This is a genomic window from Nocardia sp. IFM 10818 (genome assembly GCF_054655275.1).
Window position 1 is genome coordinate 5,920,952 of sequence record NZ_BAAHJH010000001.1, and the last position, 15,958, is coordinate 5,936,909.

Sequence of the window (15,958 nt, forward strand, 5' to 3'; positions counted from 1 at the left end):
CTTTTCAAGCAAGCGTCGCGGGCGCAGCCCTTGTCAGCGGCCTTGGGCGCAGCTCTTTTCGGGCTCCTCGGGTGCGAAGCCCTATGAGTGGTCGGCGGCGTGGCGGGCGGCCAGGTAGGCGAAGACGAGGGCGGGGCCGATGGTGGCGCCGGGGCCGGCGTAGGTGTGGGCCATGACGGGGGCGCTGGCGTTGCCTGCGGCGTAGAGGCCGGCGATCGGCGAACCGTCTCGGCGGAGGACGCGGCCGGTGGGGTCGGTGGTCAGGCCGCCCTTGGTGCCGAGGTCGCCGGGGACGAGTTTCGCGGCGTAGTAGGGGCCTGTTTCGACGGCGCCGAGGTTGGGGTTGGGGTGTTGGCGAGGGTCGCCGTAGTAGCGGTCGTAGGCGCTGGCGCCGCGGTGGAAGTCGGTGTCGTGGCCGGTTCGGGCGAAACCGTTGAAGCGGCGGACTGTTGCCGTCAGGTGGTCGGCGGGGACGCCGATTTTGCTTACCAGTTCGGCCAGGGTGGGGGCGGTGGTGAGGGCGCCGGATTCGAACCAGGCGCCGGGGAGGGGCTGACGGGGTGGGAGGCCGGCGAAGGAGTAGCGGTTGCGGTAGCGCTGGTCGAAGATGAGCCAGGCCGGGAGGTTTTCGGCCGGGCCGTGGCCTTCGCCGTTGTCGCCGCCGTACATGCGGTGTGTCGCCTCCACGTAGGGGAGGGACTCGTTCATGAAGCGTTCGGCGCGGGCGTTGATGATGAGACTGCCGGGGAGATTGCGTTCGGACAGGCAGAACCAGGGCTGGCGCGGGAGGGGGATGGAGGGGCCCCACCAGGCGTCGGACATGAAGGCCACTGCGGCGCCGAGGGATTGGGCGGAGCGGATGCCGTCGCCGGTGTTGGACGCCGCGCCCACCGTCCATTCCGTTCCGATCGGCTCGCGCTGGTATTGCTTGCGCATGGCCTCGTTGTGCTCGAAGCCGCCGCTGGCGATGAGCACACCGCGGCGGGCGCTGATCACCTGTTCGATGCCATTGCGCCGCACCACGACTCCGGCAACGCGGTCGCCGGTGGTGCGCAGCTCGAGCAGCGGGGTCTCGAGCCACAGTGGAACGTTCGCTTGCAGCAGGCCGGCGCGGAGCATGGCGCTCAGGGCTTGACCGCGGGCCAGGAGGTGCTGGCGGAGCAGGTGTCCCTTGAGCCAGCGACCGGCCAGGCGCAGGCCCCGGAAGGGCGCGCGGGGGTTGCGCAGGCCCAGGTGCAGCTGACGGAAGTCGGCTTGGGTGAGGGCGACGTTCTTCGGGGAGGGGGCGTAGTCGGGTTCCAGGGTGGCCAGTTCCGGGCCGAGGGACTTCGCGTTGTAGATCCTGGGCTCGACCGAGCGGCCGGAGGCGCGTCCGCCGGGGGCTTCCGGGTAGTAGTCGGAATAGCCTGGGACCCATTGCAATTGCAACGGCGAATTGGCCATCAGGAAGTCGAGCGCCTCGGGGCCGCGATCGATGTAGGCGTTGATCCGGTCCGCGTCGCCGTACTCGCCGATGATGTGCGTGAGGTATTTGCGGGCGGCTTCGATATCGTCGCCCGGGTTCTCGCGTTCGAGAACGGAGTTACCCGGGATCCAGAGGCCGCCGCCGGATCGAGCGGTGGAACCACCCCAGTGCGTGGCCTTTTCGACGATGACGGTGGTCAGGCCATGGTGGGCGGCGGTGAGGGCCGCGGCCATACCGGCTGCGCCCGAGCCGACTACGACCAGGTCGAAACTGTCGGCGGGGACTGGATCGTGCTGCATGTGGAGCTCCAGGTTCATTCGTACAGTGCGGCAGTGGATTGTGCCGCGAAAATAGAGGGGGTCCGAGGGGGCGGCGCTCCGCGGGCGCCGGGCCACGGCCCGGGCCGATGATCATTGTGGCCGGATCGCCGCCGGCGAGCGCGTCGCGGCAAGCCATGCGGCCCACCGATCAGGACGTCAATCGCGCCAACGGTCGTCGAGGACAGCGGCGAGCGCGCCTTCGACGCAGATCGCCAGGGAGGCTCCGGAATCGGCCGGGGCGCGCAGCCATTGGAGGTAGCCGAATTCGGCGGCGGCGAGCATGAGGTGGACCAGCAGGCCGGGATTGCTGTCGGTTTCCGGGTCGCGGGACATGCGCCGGGCGATGAGGTCGACCAGGCGGGTGCGGTGTTCGGGGGTGATGAGGGCGACGCGGTCCAGCAGGTGCGGGGCGGTGCGGAAGGCGGCGCGCCATTGCTCGAGTTCCGCGGGGGCGAGGGTGGTGGAGCGAGTCAGGATCGATTGGGCGAGAGCCACATCGGCGGGTTCGGCGTCCGGGCGGGCCTCCAGCAGGTCGGCAATGCCGGCGCCGCCTTCGCGCACCGGGTCCAGCAGCAGGTCCTCCTTGCTGCGGACGTGCCGGAAGTAGGTGCTGGGCGAGATGCCGGCGGCCGCCGCGATCTGCTCGGTGGTGACGGCGTCGAATCCGTTGGCGGCGAACAAGGTGAAGGCCGCGTGCTGGATGTCGGCGCGGATCTGCTGTCGTTGCCGCTCACGTAGTGACATCGGCGCTCCTCCCGCTGTGTGCGACCAGATCGCACGATGAGAGTATCTCCAGATATGAGAGTTACTGTCAATAGCGCAGTTACATCCAGTCCCGGTCAGCGGCCGGAGGATCTCGCTGACCGACAGAACCGTCCCGTAACGCGGATCACACTCCTACTGTCCCGCGCATGAATTTCAATTCGCTTGTACGCGTTAAATTTTCAATAGTTTCCCTCACGGTTGCGGCACTGGCGGTATGCGGGGTGGTTGCGGCCGTGCCCGCGCCGACCGCGACCGCCGAGCCGGTCATGACGGCGGCGACGAGGATCGATTTGCAGGGCGCGGTGAATGTCCGTGATATCGGGGGTTATTGGACTTATGACGGGTCCAAGACAAAGTCCGGGAAAGTTATTCGATCGGATGCGCTGGGGAAGCTCACCGACGCCGATGTGGCCAAACTGGGGACTTTGAAGCTGCAGAAGGCGATCGATCTGCGCACGCCCGCCGAGGTGCAGGGCATGGGCGCGGATCGGCTGCCCGCCGGAGTTCCACTGGTGGCGCGGCCGATCGATGACACCGGCATGTTCGTGAAGATGTTCGAGGCGATTTCGTCGCGGGACCCGCAGAAGCAGCAGGATCTGCTCGGGGACGGCAAGGCCGAGCAGATCATGGGCGATGTGTACCGCAGCTTCTTCACCGCGGATTCGCTGAGCAAGTTCGGGCAGACCGTCAAGGACCTCGCGGAGACCAATACCGTCACGCTGGTCCACTGCACGGCCGGCAAGGACCGGACCGGCTGGCTGACCTATGTGGTGCTGCGCGCGGTCGGTGTGCCGGAAACGGTGGCGCGGCAGGACTATCTGCTGTCCAACCAGTACCGTCAGGCCGCCGACGCAGCGCTGCGCGACCAGCTGAAGCAGGGCGGGATCATGCAGAATCCGGATCTGCTCATCCCCTTGCAGGAGGTGCGCGACGCGTACCTGGATATCGCGGTCGAGCAGGTGGAGCAGGAGTACGGCGACTTCGGGAATTTCCTCACCGACGGGCTGGGCCTGGACGCCTGGACCATTCTGAAGCTGCGGAAGAACCTGGTCGGCTGAATCAGCCGAACCCCGGGCGGGCTATGGGCCCGAGGATGCTGAGGTCGAGATCGCCTGCGGCCTCGGTCCATCCGGTGGCGTGCAGCTCGTCCGGGGAGCCGACGCCGAGCGCGTCGTGCAGGCCGATGGCGGCGGAGCGGGCCAGGTCGATCAGGCTGCTGGGCGGGCGGGGCCACAGCAGGGTGCGGCGCCAATTCTCGATTTCCCGGTTCATGGCCGGGGCGGACCAGCCCAGATCGCGTAATCGTTGCGCGGCGGATTCCGGAATCGGTTCCGCGAGATAGTAATTGCCGGTCAGCTCGGCCGATAGCTTGATGTCGAACTGCTGAAACTGCACGTAGCGGTTGCCGGTGGCGGCGATGACCACCGTCGCCCGCGAGGGTAATTCTGCGAGTAATCGAGCCAGTGCCTGGACGAACTTATCCCATTCCGTTGTCACTGCCCGCTCGCTCTGCCCCCGCATGATGCCCATCGGGGCCGATCCTACGCCGTCAAATCGTCTGGGTCACTGCGAGTTCTACGGCGAAACACACAAGGGAGCCGCGGCTGCGTCGACTGTGCAGCCGCGGCTCCCGGGTGATCGGCTACCGCCGCGCGGCGCCGAGGACGGCGGTCGGAGCGTATCCGGCCAGCCGTACGTCGCGTTCCTCCCGGGTGAGGGTATGGCGCGCAACGAATTCCCGAATCTCACGGCGCAGCGCCTCGAACACCGAGGACGCCGGCGCAGTGCGAACGACAGCAGACATTCCGCTCATTGCACTCTCCCATTTGTGATTTCACGACATCTGGCAAATCATTCTTCCAACGTAGCGACCCGGCGGCCGTAAATCTCCCGTGAAAATTTACGCACCGTCAGGCACCAGGCCGTTTACCGTGGTTGGCCTTCTTCTTACGGCGGGCCCGCTTCTTGGAGGCACGCTTCGACATGGTTGTTCCACTCCGTTCGGTCGGGTGAGCTACCGCTCGGTGTCAGGCGAGCAGCGGCCGGTGAGCTTGGCCAGCCTGGTCCGCGCGGTCGCGTTGTCCACCAGCGCAGCCGGTTTCGCCGGTTCGCGGCGGTCGTAGTAGCCGCCGTTGATCACCGGGCGCTCGGGCGGGCAGTAGTCGGCCAGGATTTCGGCGGCCTCCGCGGGTGACGCGCCCCGGGTGTCGTAGATCCGCAGCAGCGGCGTGCGCACCGTGCCGGGATCGACGCTGACCACGCTGATCTCGCCATTGCACTGCTCGGCGAAGGTGCGGCCGAACATGGTCAGCGCCAGCTTGGCCTGGGCGTATACCGGCAGCGGCAGGTAGAACTTGTTGCGCGCCAGATCGTTCCAGCCGATGCTGCCGGCCTTGTGCATATCGGAGGACACGTTCACGACCCGGCCGCCGACCTCCGCCAGCAGCGGCGCGAGCAGGGTGGTCAGCAGCACCGGTGCGAGATAGCCGACCTGCAGGGTGATCTCGTGGCCGTCCTCGGTGAGGGTGCGGCCCTGCGGGCCCGCCATGGCGGCATTGTTGACGAGCGCGTCGAGCCGCTCGATCGTCCCGAGGACGGTCGCGGCCAGCTCACGCACCTCGCCCAGTCGCGCGAAGTCGGCGACCACCAGACGCAGGCGCAGCGGTTCGGCGCCGTCCTTGACCAGTTCTTCCAGAGCGAGGTCGCCCTCGGCCCGGCTGCGGGCGTGCACGAGGACGGTGGCGCCGTCGTCGACCAGGCGGCGCGCGAGGGCGAAGCCGAGGCCGGAGGTGGCGCCGGTGACGAGCACCGTGCGGGTCGGGTGCGGGAATTCGGACATGACTCCATCCATGAGGGGTCGGCGCACGGCGACTCGAGCCGCACGAGAATGCGGCCCGCCGCCACGCGCGATGAATTACGGAAATCGCCGAATGGCGAACCGGGTCGGGCGATGTGGGAGTGCGCGGAAGTCAGCGGAGCGGGGAACCGGATCGCGGAGGCTCGTCCTCGCTGCCGAATCCGGTGCGTTCCAACTCCGAGGGCACGACATCCCGGGAAACAGGCCATGCGACGCGGCGTCCGGATATCCCGGAGGCGCGGCTCAGCGCGACGGATGCTGCGCATGTGCGGGCCATGTCTACACCGAACCGGAATGGGCGGCGGGCGCGCAAGATTCGCGCCGCCGGATTTACGTTTCCTTTTCAGGGAGCCCTCGCCACGCTGTGACGGTTGCCACCGCGTCGATAGAGTGAGAAGATTTGAGCGTAACTCTCTCAGCCTGTCGGGATGGCGCCGTCAGGACAGTGATCAAAGGAGCTCACCGTGACCGCCGCACTCGCGCAGACCGATCATGAGACCCGGGCAACCCGCCCGGAACGCCGCCCATTCGGCCCGGACTCCCGCATGTGGCAGGACACCGGCCTCATCACGTTCTCGCTCACCGCCGGGTCCGCCTTCCTGCTGCAGACCATGGAGCCGACCATTGCCGCGGTGGTGGACGAGCACTCGACCTTCCGCACCGACGCCATGGGCCGCGCGGCCCGCAGCATCGCCTCGGTCATGATGTGGATCTACGGCGGCGAGGAGGCGCTCGCCGAAGCCGACCGGCTGCGCACCATGCACGCCACCCTGAACTCCACCGACGCCCATGGCGTCAAGCACCGCGCGCTGGCCTCCGGCCCGTGGGCGTGGGTGCTGCACACCGCCGTCTTCGCCTTCACCGAGGGCAACCGGTACTTCTCCAGCGCGAAGCTGACCGAGGCCGAGATCGAGGCGTACTACCAGGAAGTGGTGCAGCTCATGCGCAACTTCTCGGTGGCGCCCAAGGAGATTCCCGCCACGTATGCCGAGTGGCTGCCCTGGTTCGAGGATCAGCTGGAGAACCACCTCGTTCCCACGAACGTGGCCTACGACTACCTGAAGACGGCCCGAACCCTGGCCCCGCCCAAGCAGATCCCCGCTCCCCTGCGCCCGGTCTGGCGCGCCGCCGCCCGCCCGGTCGGCCGGTTGCAGTACTTCTTCACCGTCGGCACGACGCCCGAGGTCATCCGCGAGAAACTCGGCCTGGAGTGGACCGACAACGATGAACGCACCCTGCGCGCCCTCGGCTGGATGATCGGCCACACCGTGCCGCTGCTGCCCGAGCGCGTCCGCTACTTCCCCATCGCCTACGAGGCCCGCCGCCTGGAGCGCGACCGCGCCCGGCTGCGCAAGATGATCGACCTCCGCCCCGTCTGATCATCCCGTTACACCCTTTTTCCGGGGCTGGCCTGCGCGGGCAACACCGACCAAGGTCACTATGGTGAGCATGCGGATGGTGTTGTGGCGGGTCCTGGTCGGCCTGTTGCTGGTGGCGGGGGTTGTGGCGGCGCCGGGACGGGCGGGCGCCGAGACGGGCTATCAGTGGCGGCAGGAGTACATCACCGCGGCGGACGGGACCCGGCTGCACGCCGATGTGCTGCGGCCGGAGGGGCTCGCCGACGACGTGCGGACTCCGGTGATCATGACCGTGAGTCCGTACCGGGCGCATCTGGCGTATCTGAGCGACCCGCGACCCAAGGGCGGGCCGTCGACGGAGAACCTCGAGGTGGGGATGTTCCTCGCCGCCGGCTACACCTTCGTGATCGTGGACCTGCGCGGCTTCGGCGGCTCCAATGGCTGCCCGGACTTCGGCGGACCGGGCGAGCGGTCGGATGTGAAGGCGGCCGTGGAGTGGGCGGCGGATCAGCCGTGGTCGACCGGCAAGGTGGGGATGTTCGGCGTCTCGTACGAGGGCTGGACCGGCCTCATGGGGTTGGCCGAGAAGCCGAGGGGCCTGGCGGCGGTGGGCTCGTTCGAGCCGGTGGTGGATCCGTACGCCTACCTGTACATGCAGGGGGTGTCGTGGAAGTTCTCCGGCAAGCCGATCACCGAATACGGTGTGCGGCCGGGTGATTTCGCGGGGTTGGAGCATCTGCTGATCGCGACCACGCCCGCGCATTGGGCGGATTCGGCCGAGTACCAGGCGAATGCGATCAACTTCGACACCGCCTGCTATTCGAAGTACCTGAACGACACCACCGACCACGACGGGACCACCGCGTTCTGGCGTGACCGCGACCTGGTGGAACGCCTGCGCGGCAATACGATTCCGTTGTTCCTCGGCCAGGGCTTCGTGGACTACAACACCCGCGCGGACCGCGTCTTCCAGGTGTGGAACGGGCTCGGCGCGGGCGAACACAAGGCGTGGTTCGGGCAGTGGGGCCATCGCACCTGCCACACCAAATGCGGCACACCGCATTTCGACACCGAGCTGCTGGCGTTCTTCGACAGGCATGTGGCCGGTAAGGATGTGACGATCCCCGGACCGCGCATCACGGTCAGCCAGTTCGACGGCGGCTGGCGCTCGGAGCAGGCGTGGCCGCCGGCCGACAGCCGCGCGCTGACCGTCGATCTGCGCCCCGGTGAGTACATGGACCGCGGCCTGGTGCCCGGGGCCGATCGGGAGATCTGGACCATCTCGCAGCCGCTCGAATCGGATCAGCACATTTCCGGTGCGGCCTCGGCGACCCTGACGCTGGACGATCCCCCGCAGGCCGCCACGGTCACGGTCGAGGTCTACGACATCGCCCCGGACGGCCGGGCCACCAATATCACCCGCGGTATCGCGCCCGCGACCGCCACCACCCAGGTGCGGCTGCTGGCACAGGACTGGCCGGTCGCCGCCGGGCATCGCCTCGGATTCCGGATCACCGACGTGGTGGACGACGTCTGGTCGCACACCCCCGCCTTCGCCCGCGTCACCGTGACCTCGGCCCAGTTGCGGCTGCCGCTGCTGTCCGAGGTGCGCACCCCGGACCTGCAGGGCGGTCTCACCGAGGGCATCACCAAGTGGCGCGCCGAGCGGTCGACCACGCTCGCGCCGAATCTGATCGACAATGCAACGGTGACCGTCAACTTCCCGCCGAGGACCGGTGACCGATGACCCGAACCGCACCCGCCGCACCCACGGTCGACGATGCCACGGCCGAACGCCTGGCCACGGCCCTGCGCTGCGTCACCCTCTCGCGCGAGGATCCGGCGGAGACCGATCCGGTCGAGTTCGACCGGCTCGCCGAACACCTCGAAACCGCGTTCCCGCTGGTGCACTCCCAGCTGACCTGGGAGACCTTCGGCCACAGCCGGTTGTACCGGTGGGCGGGCACGCCCGACACCAGCAAGGTGGCGGCGATCCTGCTGGCGCACATGGACGTGGTGCCGGTGGACGATGAACAGGGCTGGACGCATCCGCCGTTCTCCGGAACCGTGGACGACGAGTTCATCTGGGGGCGTGGGGCGATCGACGACAAGAGCCGCGTGCTGGCGATTCTGGAGGCCGTCGAGGCGGCGCTGGCCGACGGCGTGCAACCGGAGCGCACCATCTACCTGGCCTTCGGCCACGACGAGGAGGTCGTCGGCGACGGCGGCGCCTCGCGCATGGCCGCGCGGCTGCGGGAAACCGGGGTGCAGGCCGAACTGCTGCTCGACGAGGGCGGCGTGATCACCACCGGCGTCGCCGTCGGCATCGAGCGCCCGGTGGCCACGATCATGGTGGGCGAGAAGGGTTTCGCGACCGTGCGGCTGTCGGTCTCGGCGGTCGGCGGCCACTCCTCCATGCCGGGCCGCCAGACCGCGGTGGGGCGGCTGGCGCGGGCCGTCGCCCGCATCCAGGACAATCCGTTCCCGCTGCGATTGACGCCCGTGACGGTCGATATGGTCACGCGCCTGCGGCAGGTCATGTCCGAGCCGCAGCGCACCCTGCTCGGGCTGGCGAAGGTGGCCGGGCCCGCCATCACCCGCATCCTCGCCATGCGGCCGCAGACCGAGGCCATGGTCCGCACCACCACCGCGCCCACCGTGATCCACGGCGGCGTCAAACCCAATGTGCTGCCGCAGCAGGCCGAGGCCTTCGTGAATTTCCGCATCCTGCCCGGGGATTCGGTCGCGGACGTGGTGGCGCACTGCCGCCGCGTGGTCCGCGACAAGCAGGTGACGATCGAGCTGCTCGGTTCCGCCTCCGAGCCGTCCGCCGACCCGTCGGCGGGTCCCGCCTTCGATCTGGTGGCGGAGCTGGCGCGCGAGGTCGTGCCCGGCATCGCGGTCACGGTCGGCATCGTCCCCGGCGCCACCGACTCCCGCCACTACGACGGCCTGGCCCTGACCCGCTGCAATTTCGCCCCGATCATTCTCACCGCGGCCGATCTCGAGCGCATTCACGGCACCGATGAACGCATCTCCCGCGCCAACTACGCCCGGCTGATCACTTTCAACCGCCGTCTCATCGACCGCCTCGCTCACTCCTGATCCGCAATAGTGCGACAATTCGGGCGGCACATGCTTCGTGGACGCGCGACGAAAGGGAGCGACGATGACCCGGACCGAGACCGGCGAATTCCAGGGCAACGGGGGCGCGTGTTCTGGCAGGCGTGGTTGCCCGACGGGGAGCCGCGCGCGGTGGCCGTGATCGTGCACGGGTACGCGGAGCATTCGGGGCGGTACGCACACGTGGCCGAGCGGTTGAACGACGCCGGGATCGCGGCGTACGCCCTGGACCACATCGGGCACGGGCGCTCGGACGGCGGGGTGAACGCCAATATCGAGTCGGCGGATGCGGCGGCCGACAATGTGGCGACCATGCTGTCGACGGCAGCGCGGCGGCATCCCGGACTGCCGAAGTTCCTCGTCGCGCACAGCATGGGCGGGCTGATCACCGCGTATCTGGCCACGCGGGCGCCGCTCGACGTGACCGGTATCGCGCTGTCGGCGCCGGCGGTCGATATCGACGCGGGCAATGCCGTGCAGAAGCTCCTCGCGCCGCTGCTGTCCCGGTTCACGCCGAATCTGCCAGTGCTGAAGATCGATTCGAATCTCGTCAGCCGGGATCCCGAGGTGGTGCGCGCCTACGACGCGGATCCCCTGAACTATCACGGCGGGCGCCGGCGCGCACGGCCACCGAGATGCTGAAGGCGGGCGACTTCGTCAAGGCGCACGCGAGCCAGCTGACGGCGCCGCTGCTGGTCCAGCAGGGCACCGCCGACGGGCTGGTGTCGATTACGAGCAGCGATGTGCTCGAACAGGGCGCGGGATCCACGGACAAGACCGTGCTGCGCTATGACGGGCTGTACCACGAGATCTACAACGAGCCCGAGCAGGACAAGGTGCTCACCGATCTCGTCAACTGGCTGGAAGCGCACATCCCCGCAGTCGGGTAAGAGTGCGGCACAGGCGGTTTCATTCGAGTTGCCTCAGTTGTAGGTGCTGAGGCAGGTCTGCTCACCATCCAGCACGCCCGTGCGGAAGGCTTCCAGGCGCACGAATCCGCTGGAGACGACCTCGCCGTTGACATCGCTGGCGGCCAGGCCGTCCGACAGCAATCCGGACACCGCCTCGTCGAGATCGTCCGCGGAGAGCCGGATATCGCTGCCGGGCTCACTGAGTGTGGTGGTGAAGGCTCCGGACAGGCAGGCGGTGCGCAGGCCCGCGGTGTCCGCGCCGGTGACGCCCAGGTCCCGATCCTGTTGTACGGCAAGCATGTACCGGGAGATGAGCAGGATGAAGGCGGTGTAGTCGCCGGACACCTCGGCGGGCAGCAGCTCCCCGCTGTCGTTCCCGCGGGAGAGCCTGGCCAGGTCGGGCACATCCATGCCGATCGTGCCGGTGGCCGGGCAGTACGAAACCGGGTCCGTGGCAGTCACATTCGCGCACGGGTCGACCCCGCTGTAGTCGAACAGCAGTTGCGACCGGACCGGATAGGCGCGCGCCAGGGTCTGCCCGACCAGATCCAGCGACTGGCGGTCCACCAGCAGCTGGGCGGATTCCTCGCCCGGCAGGAAGCTGGTGGGCAGGGTGCCGCGGCGCTGTTCCAGTTCGGCGCGGTCGATCTCGATACAGGCCTGGGCGCCGTCGGTGTAGCCGATCTGCACGGCCGTCACGCGTTCGAAGGCGGTGCCGTGCTCGTTCTCCGAGGCGCCGGGCTCCTGATCGCGCACGGCGATGGTCGCGCCGAGCACGCCGTTCAAACCGTCGGTGGTATTGATGGTGAAGTGCCGCGAATTCCCTTCCGCCACATGGCGAAGGAATACGCCTTCGAAGCAGTCGGCCTGCTGTTCGAGCACGACGGTCGGGGTGAGCATGCCATTGAGCCGGGCCATGGCCTGCAGGGCGTGGCCGTATTCGTGGGCCATGACCATGACCACGGACATCTGGCCGAACTTGCTCACCAGTTCCGGCAGCAGCACGCCGCGGTCCCAGCCGATGGACCGGTCCAGGGTGCAGTAGGCGGCATTGATCTGCTCGAAGGTGGTCTCGCGGCAGAAGTCCGGGGCCCGGCCGCGCGGGGCGGCGGCATCCCAGGAGATGAACCCGCTGGGCGGTTCGAAGCCGCCGGGGAAGAACTTCGGGTACTCCGCGCTCCAGAACTCCTGGAGATCGGCCATGGCATTGAGGGCCAGCCGGTCTTCGAGGCCGCCGTCGGTGTTCACGGCGGTGAGCGTGGTGTCCGGAACGCCGGGGCGTAGACCGCTCGGTCCGGTCGCGGAGGAGGAGCCGTTGATATCGAAGGGATTGTCCATCCCGCCCGAAAGATTCTCGGCGCCTTGCTTTATCGCGTCACAACCGGTGAGGGCAACCCCCGCCACCAGCAGAAACGCGACCAGCCCGGCCCGCAGTCGCGAAATCCGCATCTCGCCTCCCGAGTACCGCTCCGGGCAGGCCCCGCACCGGCCCGGGAACTCGGGACGGCGGACTCAGCAAACCCGGCGTCTTCGAGTATCCCCCGGTTTATCGCTCAAAGGCGCAGTCTCGCAACGACGGCGCGATGATCGGTGCCGGGGATGGTGATCGATCGAATTTCAGTGGCGTGCCCGCCCGCGACCAGCACCCGGTCGATGCCGATGAAGGGGCCGGAATCGGTCAGCGCGCCCATGGAGTCGCCGTCCGGCCAGGTCGGCAGCGCGCCGACGCCGAGCAGTTCGGCGGAATCGGCGTAGCGGCCGCGCAGCAGGTCGCGGTAGGGGGCGTGGTCGTAGGTGGCATTGAAATCGCCGCCGACAATGACCTTGCCCGGTGTCTGGTCGAGCAGGTCGCGGATGGTGCGGAGCCAGCACTCGAACCACTCGACAGTATCCAGAATCGTGGAATTCTATGGTCCTGGTTGACTCCGCCTCACGGCGAAGAAGCGGTACTGCATCCGCGTAGTTGTCGCTCCCGAAGATCGGCAGCCCGCACACCCCAGCGGGCACAAAACCGGCTGTCAACCTCCGCAAGAGTTCGCTCCTTGCGCAGATAACGGTAACCGTCCTCGACCCGGGAACGTCCCCGGCCGCTGCGGGCGGCATTGATATCGGCTAGGAGCTTCTTACCGCAGAACCGGCACACGAACCGCTTCTGGGAAGTCCTGTTTCGCTCGTCCACGTACCCGCAGCCGCAGCATTCCTGCGACGTGTACGCCGGATTCACCGCCGTGACGGCGATACCGTGGGACTGCTCGAGATCGGCGAGTTTCGCTTTCACCGCGGCCCGCCCGGCACGGGTCACGATGCGGTTCAACCGCTTCGACAACCCACCCATGCGGAAGTCCAGCGCCTCCACCACGAGCTCACGGATATCGCAGGCGGCCAGCCGGTTGAGGATCCGGTTCACCTCATTGCGCACGTAGGCGCGAATGCGGCGATTCAGGTTCCGAAACCGCTTGCAGCTGCTCGGTGCGATCCCGGCGCGTTGCAGCGCGGCAGCGAGCTCGGTGAGCTCGCGGTCGCGCTCGATCAACCACGAGTACAGACGCTGCCCCAAGATCCGGCCGTCGCTGGTGGTGAAGACATTCGTCAAACCCCAATCGGCCCCGACGATTTCACCGCCCGAACGCGGCGCTGCATCCGCCGACTTCTTCACCAGCCCGAACGACACCTCCCCGCCGCTGACGGTGACCTGACAGAAGTTGCGCACCTGCCCGGCCGCCTCGTCGAAGTAGCCGTAGCCATGCAACGGGATGTACACCGGCTGCCCTGTGACCAGGGTCGAGACCCGCACCCAGTAGTCACCGTGCGCGCCGGCGGCTTGGCCTACCTGCGCGATGGGGCCATCCATCAGCATCGTCCGAACCCGGCTCAAATTCGGGAACGGGTGACGGCGCAGCCACGCCTGGATAAGCTCTGCGGCGAGGGCTATCGCCCGGTCGGACACGGTGACCGCACCCTTGGCATCCAAGATGGGGTTCGTTGTCCACCACGCCCTGTACGCGTTGATCCGGTACAGCTGCATGCGGAGTTCTTCGTCGGTGAGGTCGAGTTCGCGAATCATGTCGCCGATACCGCGTTGCGCGCCAGCCAGCCAGGACTCCAGGGCGGCGTTGACCTGGTTGACGACCGACTTCCATTGCCGCTGCGACAAATAGCCGGGCAACGCCTTGGCTTCCTCGCCACCGATCCAACCCAGCTTGGTCACACCGTCCTTCAGCTTCCGCGTCTGGAGGTACTGCACATGCACCAGCCCGCGCTGCCACAGCGGCAGGATATCGGCCACCGCCGCGAGCTTGCCCGGGTTCGCCGTCGTCGGGAGCTGGTACCCACGCATCATGCCAAGCCCCCGATCCCGCCGTGGTCGATTGCATTCGGTGCTCCGTCCGGGACACTCACGGCTGGTGAGCTCGCGGGGAAGCTTTCGGTGACAGAACACTATCGCGGTGATCGAAAATCCGTTCGAGATCGGTCGAGCGAGTCGGGAATCGCCCGATTCAGCACGGAACTTGGTGTACCGCACGAAGGGCAGCAGTCATCGCCCTACCTGGACCGCGCTTCCACGGCGGTTGACTCGCGCCCGGTCAGGAGATGCCCCTGCACGCCCCGCTCCGATCGTGGCAGAGTCGATCGAGTGGGCGAAGACCTACGCCGCCCACCAGGACCGCAACCGTGAAAGGACACACCGTGAACGAGGCCGTCATCCCGATCCTGCGCGTCGCCGATGCGGCGGAGGCAGTCCGCTGGTACGAGCGCCTCGGTTTCACCAAGCAGTGGGAGCACCGCTTCGAACCCGGATTCCCCGCATTCGTCGAGGTCGCCCGGGGTGAGGTAGCGCTGTTCCTCTCCGAGCACACCGGCGACGCCCGCCCGGACACCCTGGTGTACCTGCGTGTCCGCGATATCGACGCCATCGCAAAGGAATTCGGCGTGGAACCCGAAGAGATGCCGTGGGCGCGGGAGATCGAGCTGAAGGATATCGACGGGAACCGGCTGCGCATCGGTACGCCGACCGAGTAGGCATCCGCACCCGCCTCCCATACGAATCACCACCGATCCGGGCACGCGCTGGAACCGGGTGCGGATTCCGCGCGTCCAATTCCGGTGAATGGAATTCGACAGGAAGGTCGAGGTCGTCGGACCCGACGGCCCGACACCGTTCCCGACGCATCCGATCGGCGTGGGCACGGCCGAGGCGATGGGAGGACGCCGATGGATCCGGAGGCATTGCGCCGCAACGCTCAACAGAGCCAGCGCGGCGCGGAGCAGGAACAGCGGCGGATATCGGGCAGCGCCGTGGACCCGGATTACGTGCAGCGCCTGGAACATTTCGGCGGCCTGTCCCACGAGCAGATCTACGCAGCCGTCCAAGCCATGAACCCGGGCGACATGCACACCGCCGCCGAGACCTGGGTGGATATCGCGGACAACCTCTGCGGCGACATCCACGGCCTGATCATCACCGTGCAGGGCGCACTCGCCGACGGTCTCGCGGGCCGGATCGCCGACGCCGCCGACATCGCGGCCCGCCAGTTCGCCGGCCAAGCCATGGACGTGGCGGAGATCCTGCACAGCACCGGCCATCGCATGGCAGCCGCCGCCTACGGAGCGGAGGCATTACGCAAAACCGTTCCCCCACCCCCGGTCCCCCTGCAAGGCGACCAATCCGACCCCACCGCAACCTATCTCGCCCTCATCCTCGGCGCGGCCCCCGGCGATGCGCACAGCTTCGAAGCCGCCCGCGAGGAGCAATACCGCCTCGCCCTCGCCGCCCTGGAAGCCAACTACATCCCGATCTACCCACCCGCCGGATCAGGCGTCCCCGCGTTCTCCCCGTCGAGATGCCCGGCGCGAACGGCGACGACCCCGCAGGCTCTGCGCCCGGCTCCTCCGCAAGCCTCGGCACCTCACCCGCATTCGTCAGCCCCGTCCGGCCACACCTCGCCCCTTCCGAACCGATCGGCTACGGCAGCACGGACGGCTCGGCCACCAGCCCAGCCGCCGCAACGACCACCGCCCCGGAACCGGCCCCCGCACAGTCGGTTCCCAGCGCAACCCATTCCGATACGGCCTCCTACTCCCCATCGCGCGACCGCGAGATAACCACCAAACCCGCAAGCGTCGACGACGCCGGCCGCCCACTTTCCCCACTCACCCCG

At 68.0% G+C, this 15,958-nt stretch carries 15 protein-coding genes and 1 pseudogene; 7 read left to right on the forward strand and 9 right to left on the reverse strand.

The window, feature by feature from the left end:
• Positions 1-81 precede the first annotated feature (81 nt).
• Both kstD and ACYQ5L_RS27580 read right to left on the reverse strand, forming a co-directional pair.
• Positions 82-1,764, reverse strand: a complete 1,683-nt coding sequence (gene kstD / locus ACYQ5L_RS27575) for a 3-oxosteroid 1-dehydrogenase (RefSeq protein ID WP_459961158.1) — start codon at positions 1,762-1,764, stop codon at positions 82-84.
• A gap of 177 nt (positions 1,765-1,941) precedes the next feature.
• On the reverse strand, positions 1,942-2,529 hold the full coding sequence (locus tag ACYQ5L_RS27580; protein ID WP_459961159.1) for a TetR/AcrR family transcriptional regulator: 588 nt from the start codon (positions 2,527-2,529) through the stop codon (positions 1,942-1,944).
• Positions 2,530-2,783: 254 nt separating this feature from the next.
• Here ACYQ5L_RS27580 and ACYQ5L_RS27585 point away from each other — a divergent pair, with 254 nt between their 5' ends.
• A complete protein-coding gene (locus ACYQ5L_RS27585) occupies positions 2,784-3,608 on the forward strand; it encodes a tyrosine-protein phosphatase (protein WP_459961160.1) in 825 nt (274 codons plus the stop codon).
• 1 nt (position 3,609) lies between these two features.
• On the opposite strand, the gene ACYQ5L_RS27590 is transcribed toward ACYQ5L_RS27585, so the two are convergent.
• From ACYQ5L_RS27590 to ACYQ5L_RS27605, 4 genes are all read right to left on the reverse strand, one after another.
• Complete coding sequence (locus ACYQ5L_RS27590; RefSeq protein ID WP_459961161.1) at positions 3,610-4,080, reverse strand: TY-Chap domain-containing protein; 471 nt, start codon at positions 4,078-4,080, stop codon at positions 3,610-3,612.
• A gap of 112 nt (positions 4,081-4,192) precedes the next feature.
• Positions 4,193-4,354, reverse strand: coding sequence for a hypothetical protein (locus ACYQ5L_RS27595; RefSeq protein ID WP_459961162.1), 162 nt, complete (start codon positions 4,352-4,354; stop codon positions 4,193-4,195).
• 106 nt (positions 4,355-4,460) lie between these two features.
• Positions 4,461-4,535: a 50S ribosomal protein bL37 gene (locus ACYQ5L_RS27600; protein WP_371852076.1), complete on the reverse strand. Its 75-nt coding sequence runs from the start codon at positions 4,533-4,535 to the stop codon at positions 4,461-4,463.
• Between the two features lie 29 nt (positions 4,536-4,564).
• Positions 4,565-5,389: an SDR family NAD(P)-dependent oxidoreductase gene (locus ACYQ5L_RS27605; RefSeq protein WP_459961163.1), complete on the reverse strand. Its 825-nt coding sequence runs from the start codon at positions 5,387-5,389 to the stop codon at positions 4,565-4,567.
• Positions 5,390-5,871: 482 nt separating this feature from the next.
• Here ACYQ5L_RS27605 and ACYQ5L_RS27610 point away from each other — a divergent pair, with 482 nt between their 5' ends.
• The 4 genes and pseudogenes from ACYQ5L_RS27610 (at position 5,872) to ACYQ5L_RS27625 (ending at position 10,778) form a co-directional block, all read left to right on the forward strand.
• A complete protein-coding gene (locus ACYQ5L_RS27610; protein ID WP_459961164.1) occupies positions 5,872-6,786 on the forward strand; it encodes an oxygenase MpaB family protein in 915 nt (304 codons plus the stop codon).
• A gap of 70 nt (positions 6,787-6,856) precedes the next feature.
• Entirely contained in the window at positions 6,857-8,512 is a 1,656-nt protein-coding gene (locus tag ACYQ5L_RS27615) for a CocE/NonD family hydrolase (RefSeq protein WP_459961165.1), read from the forward strand.
• Positions 8,509-9,870 carry a M20/M25/M40 family metallo-hydrolase gene (locus tag ACYQ5L_RS27620; RefSeq protein WP_459961166.1) on the forward strand — a complete coding sequence of 454 codons (1,362 nt, stop codon included), beginning with the start codon at positions 8,509-8,511 and terminating at the stop codon, positions 9,868-9,870. Before ACYQ5L_RS27615 ends, ACYQ5L_RS27620 begins: the two co-directional genes overlap by 4 nt.
• Positions 9,871-9,900: 30 nt before the next feature.
• Positions 9,901-10,778, forward strand: a pseudogene (locus ACYQ5L_RS27625) (lysophospholipase).
• Positions 10,779-10,811: 33 nt separating this feature from the next.
• Here the strand turns inward: ACYQ5L_RS27625 and ACYQ5L_RS27630 are convergent.
• From ACYQ5L_RS27630 to ACYQ5L_RS27640, 3 genes are all read right to left on the reverse strand, one after another.
• Positions 10,812-12,248 (reverse strand): neutral zinc metallopeptidase, encoded by a 1,437-nt coding sequence (locus ACYQ5L_RS27630; RefSeq protein WP_459961167.1) that lies wholly within the window; start codon positions 12,246-12,248, stop codon positions 10,812-10,814.
• Positions 12,249-12,352: 104 nt separating this feature from the next.
• Positions 12,353-12,697: an endonuclease/exonuclease/phosphatase family protein gene (locus ACYQ5L_RS27635; protein ID WP_459963564.1), complete on the reverse strand. Its 345-nt coding sequence runs from the start codon at positions 12,695-12,697 to the stop codon at positions 12,353-12,355.
• 32 nt (positions 12,698-12,729) lie between these two features.
• Positions 12,730-14,085: a zinc ribbon domain-containing protein gene (locus ACYQ5L_RS27640; protein ID WP_459961168.1), complete on the reverse strand. Its 1,356-nt coding sequence runs from the start codon at positions 14,083-14,085 to the stop codon at positions 12,730-12,732.
• A gap of 386 nt (positions 14,086-14,471) precedes the next feature.
• Here ACYQ5L_RS27640 and ACYQ5L_RS27645 point away from each other — a divergent pair, with 386 nt between their 5' ends.
• Positions 14,472-14,819, forward strand: a complete 348-nt coding sequence (locus ACYQ5L_RS27645; RefSeq protein WP_459961169.1) for a glyoxalase superfamily protein — start codon at positions 14,472-14,474, stop codon at positions 14,817-14,819.
• Positions 14,820-15,011: 192 nt separating this feature from the next.
• Positions 15,012-15,902 carry a hypothetical protein gene (locus ACYQ5L_RS27650; protein ID WP_459961170.1) on the forward strand — a complete coding sequence of 297 codons (891 nt, stop codon included), beginning with the start codon at positions 15,012-15,014 and terminating at the stop codon, positions 15,900-15,902.
• Positions 15,903-15,958: the final 56 nt, after the last annotated feature.

Excerpts from the sequence above, each read along its gene's own strand:
- ACYQ5L_RS27630 (WP_459961167.1), bottom strand. The coding sequence starts at position 12,248 with ATGCGGATTTCGCGACTGCGGGCCGGGCTGGTCGCGTTTCTGCTGGTG.
- kstD (WP_459961158.1), bottom strand. The coding sequence starts at position 1,764 with ATGCAGCACGATCCAGTCCCCGCCGACAGTTTCGACCTGGTCGTAGTC.
- ACYQ5L_RS27595 (WP_459961162.1), bottom strand. The coding sequence starts at position 4,354 with ATGTCTGCTGTCGTTCGCACTGCGCCGGCGTCCTCGGTGTTCGAGGCG.
- ACYQ5L_RS27650 (WP_459961170.1), top strand. The coding sequence starts at position 15,012 with ATGGATCCGGAGGCATTGCGCCGCAACGCTCAACAGAGCCAGCGCGGC.
- ACYQ5L_RS27615 (WP_459961165.1), top strand. The coding sequence starts at position 6,857 with ATGCGGATGGTGTTGTGGCGGGTCCTGGTCGGCCTGTTGCTGGTGGCG.
- ACYQ5L_RS27620 (WP_459961166.1), top strand. The coding sequence starts at position 8,509 with ATGACCCGAACCGCACCCGCCGCACCCACGGTCGACGATGCCACGGCC.
- ACYQ5L_RS27605 (WP_459961163.1), bottom strand. The coding sequence starts at position 5,389 with ATGTCCGAATTCCCGCACCCGACCCGCACGGTGCTCGTCACCGGCGCC.
- ACYQ5L_RS27580 (WP_459961159.1), bottom strand. The coding sequence starts at position 2,529 with ATGTCACTACGTGAGCGGCAACGACAGCAGATCCGCGCCGACATCCAG.
- ACYQ5L_RS27590 (WP_459961161.1), bottom strand. The coding sequence starts at position 4,080 with ATGGGCATCATGCGGGGGCAGAGCGAGCGGGCAGTGACAACGGAATGG.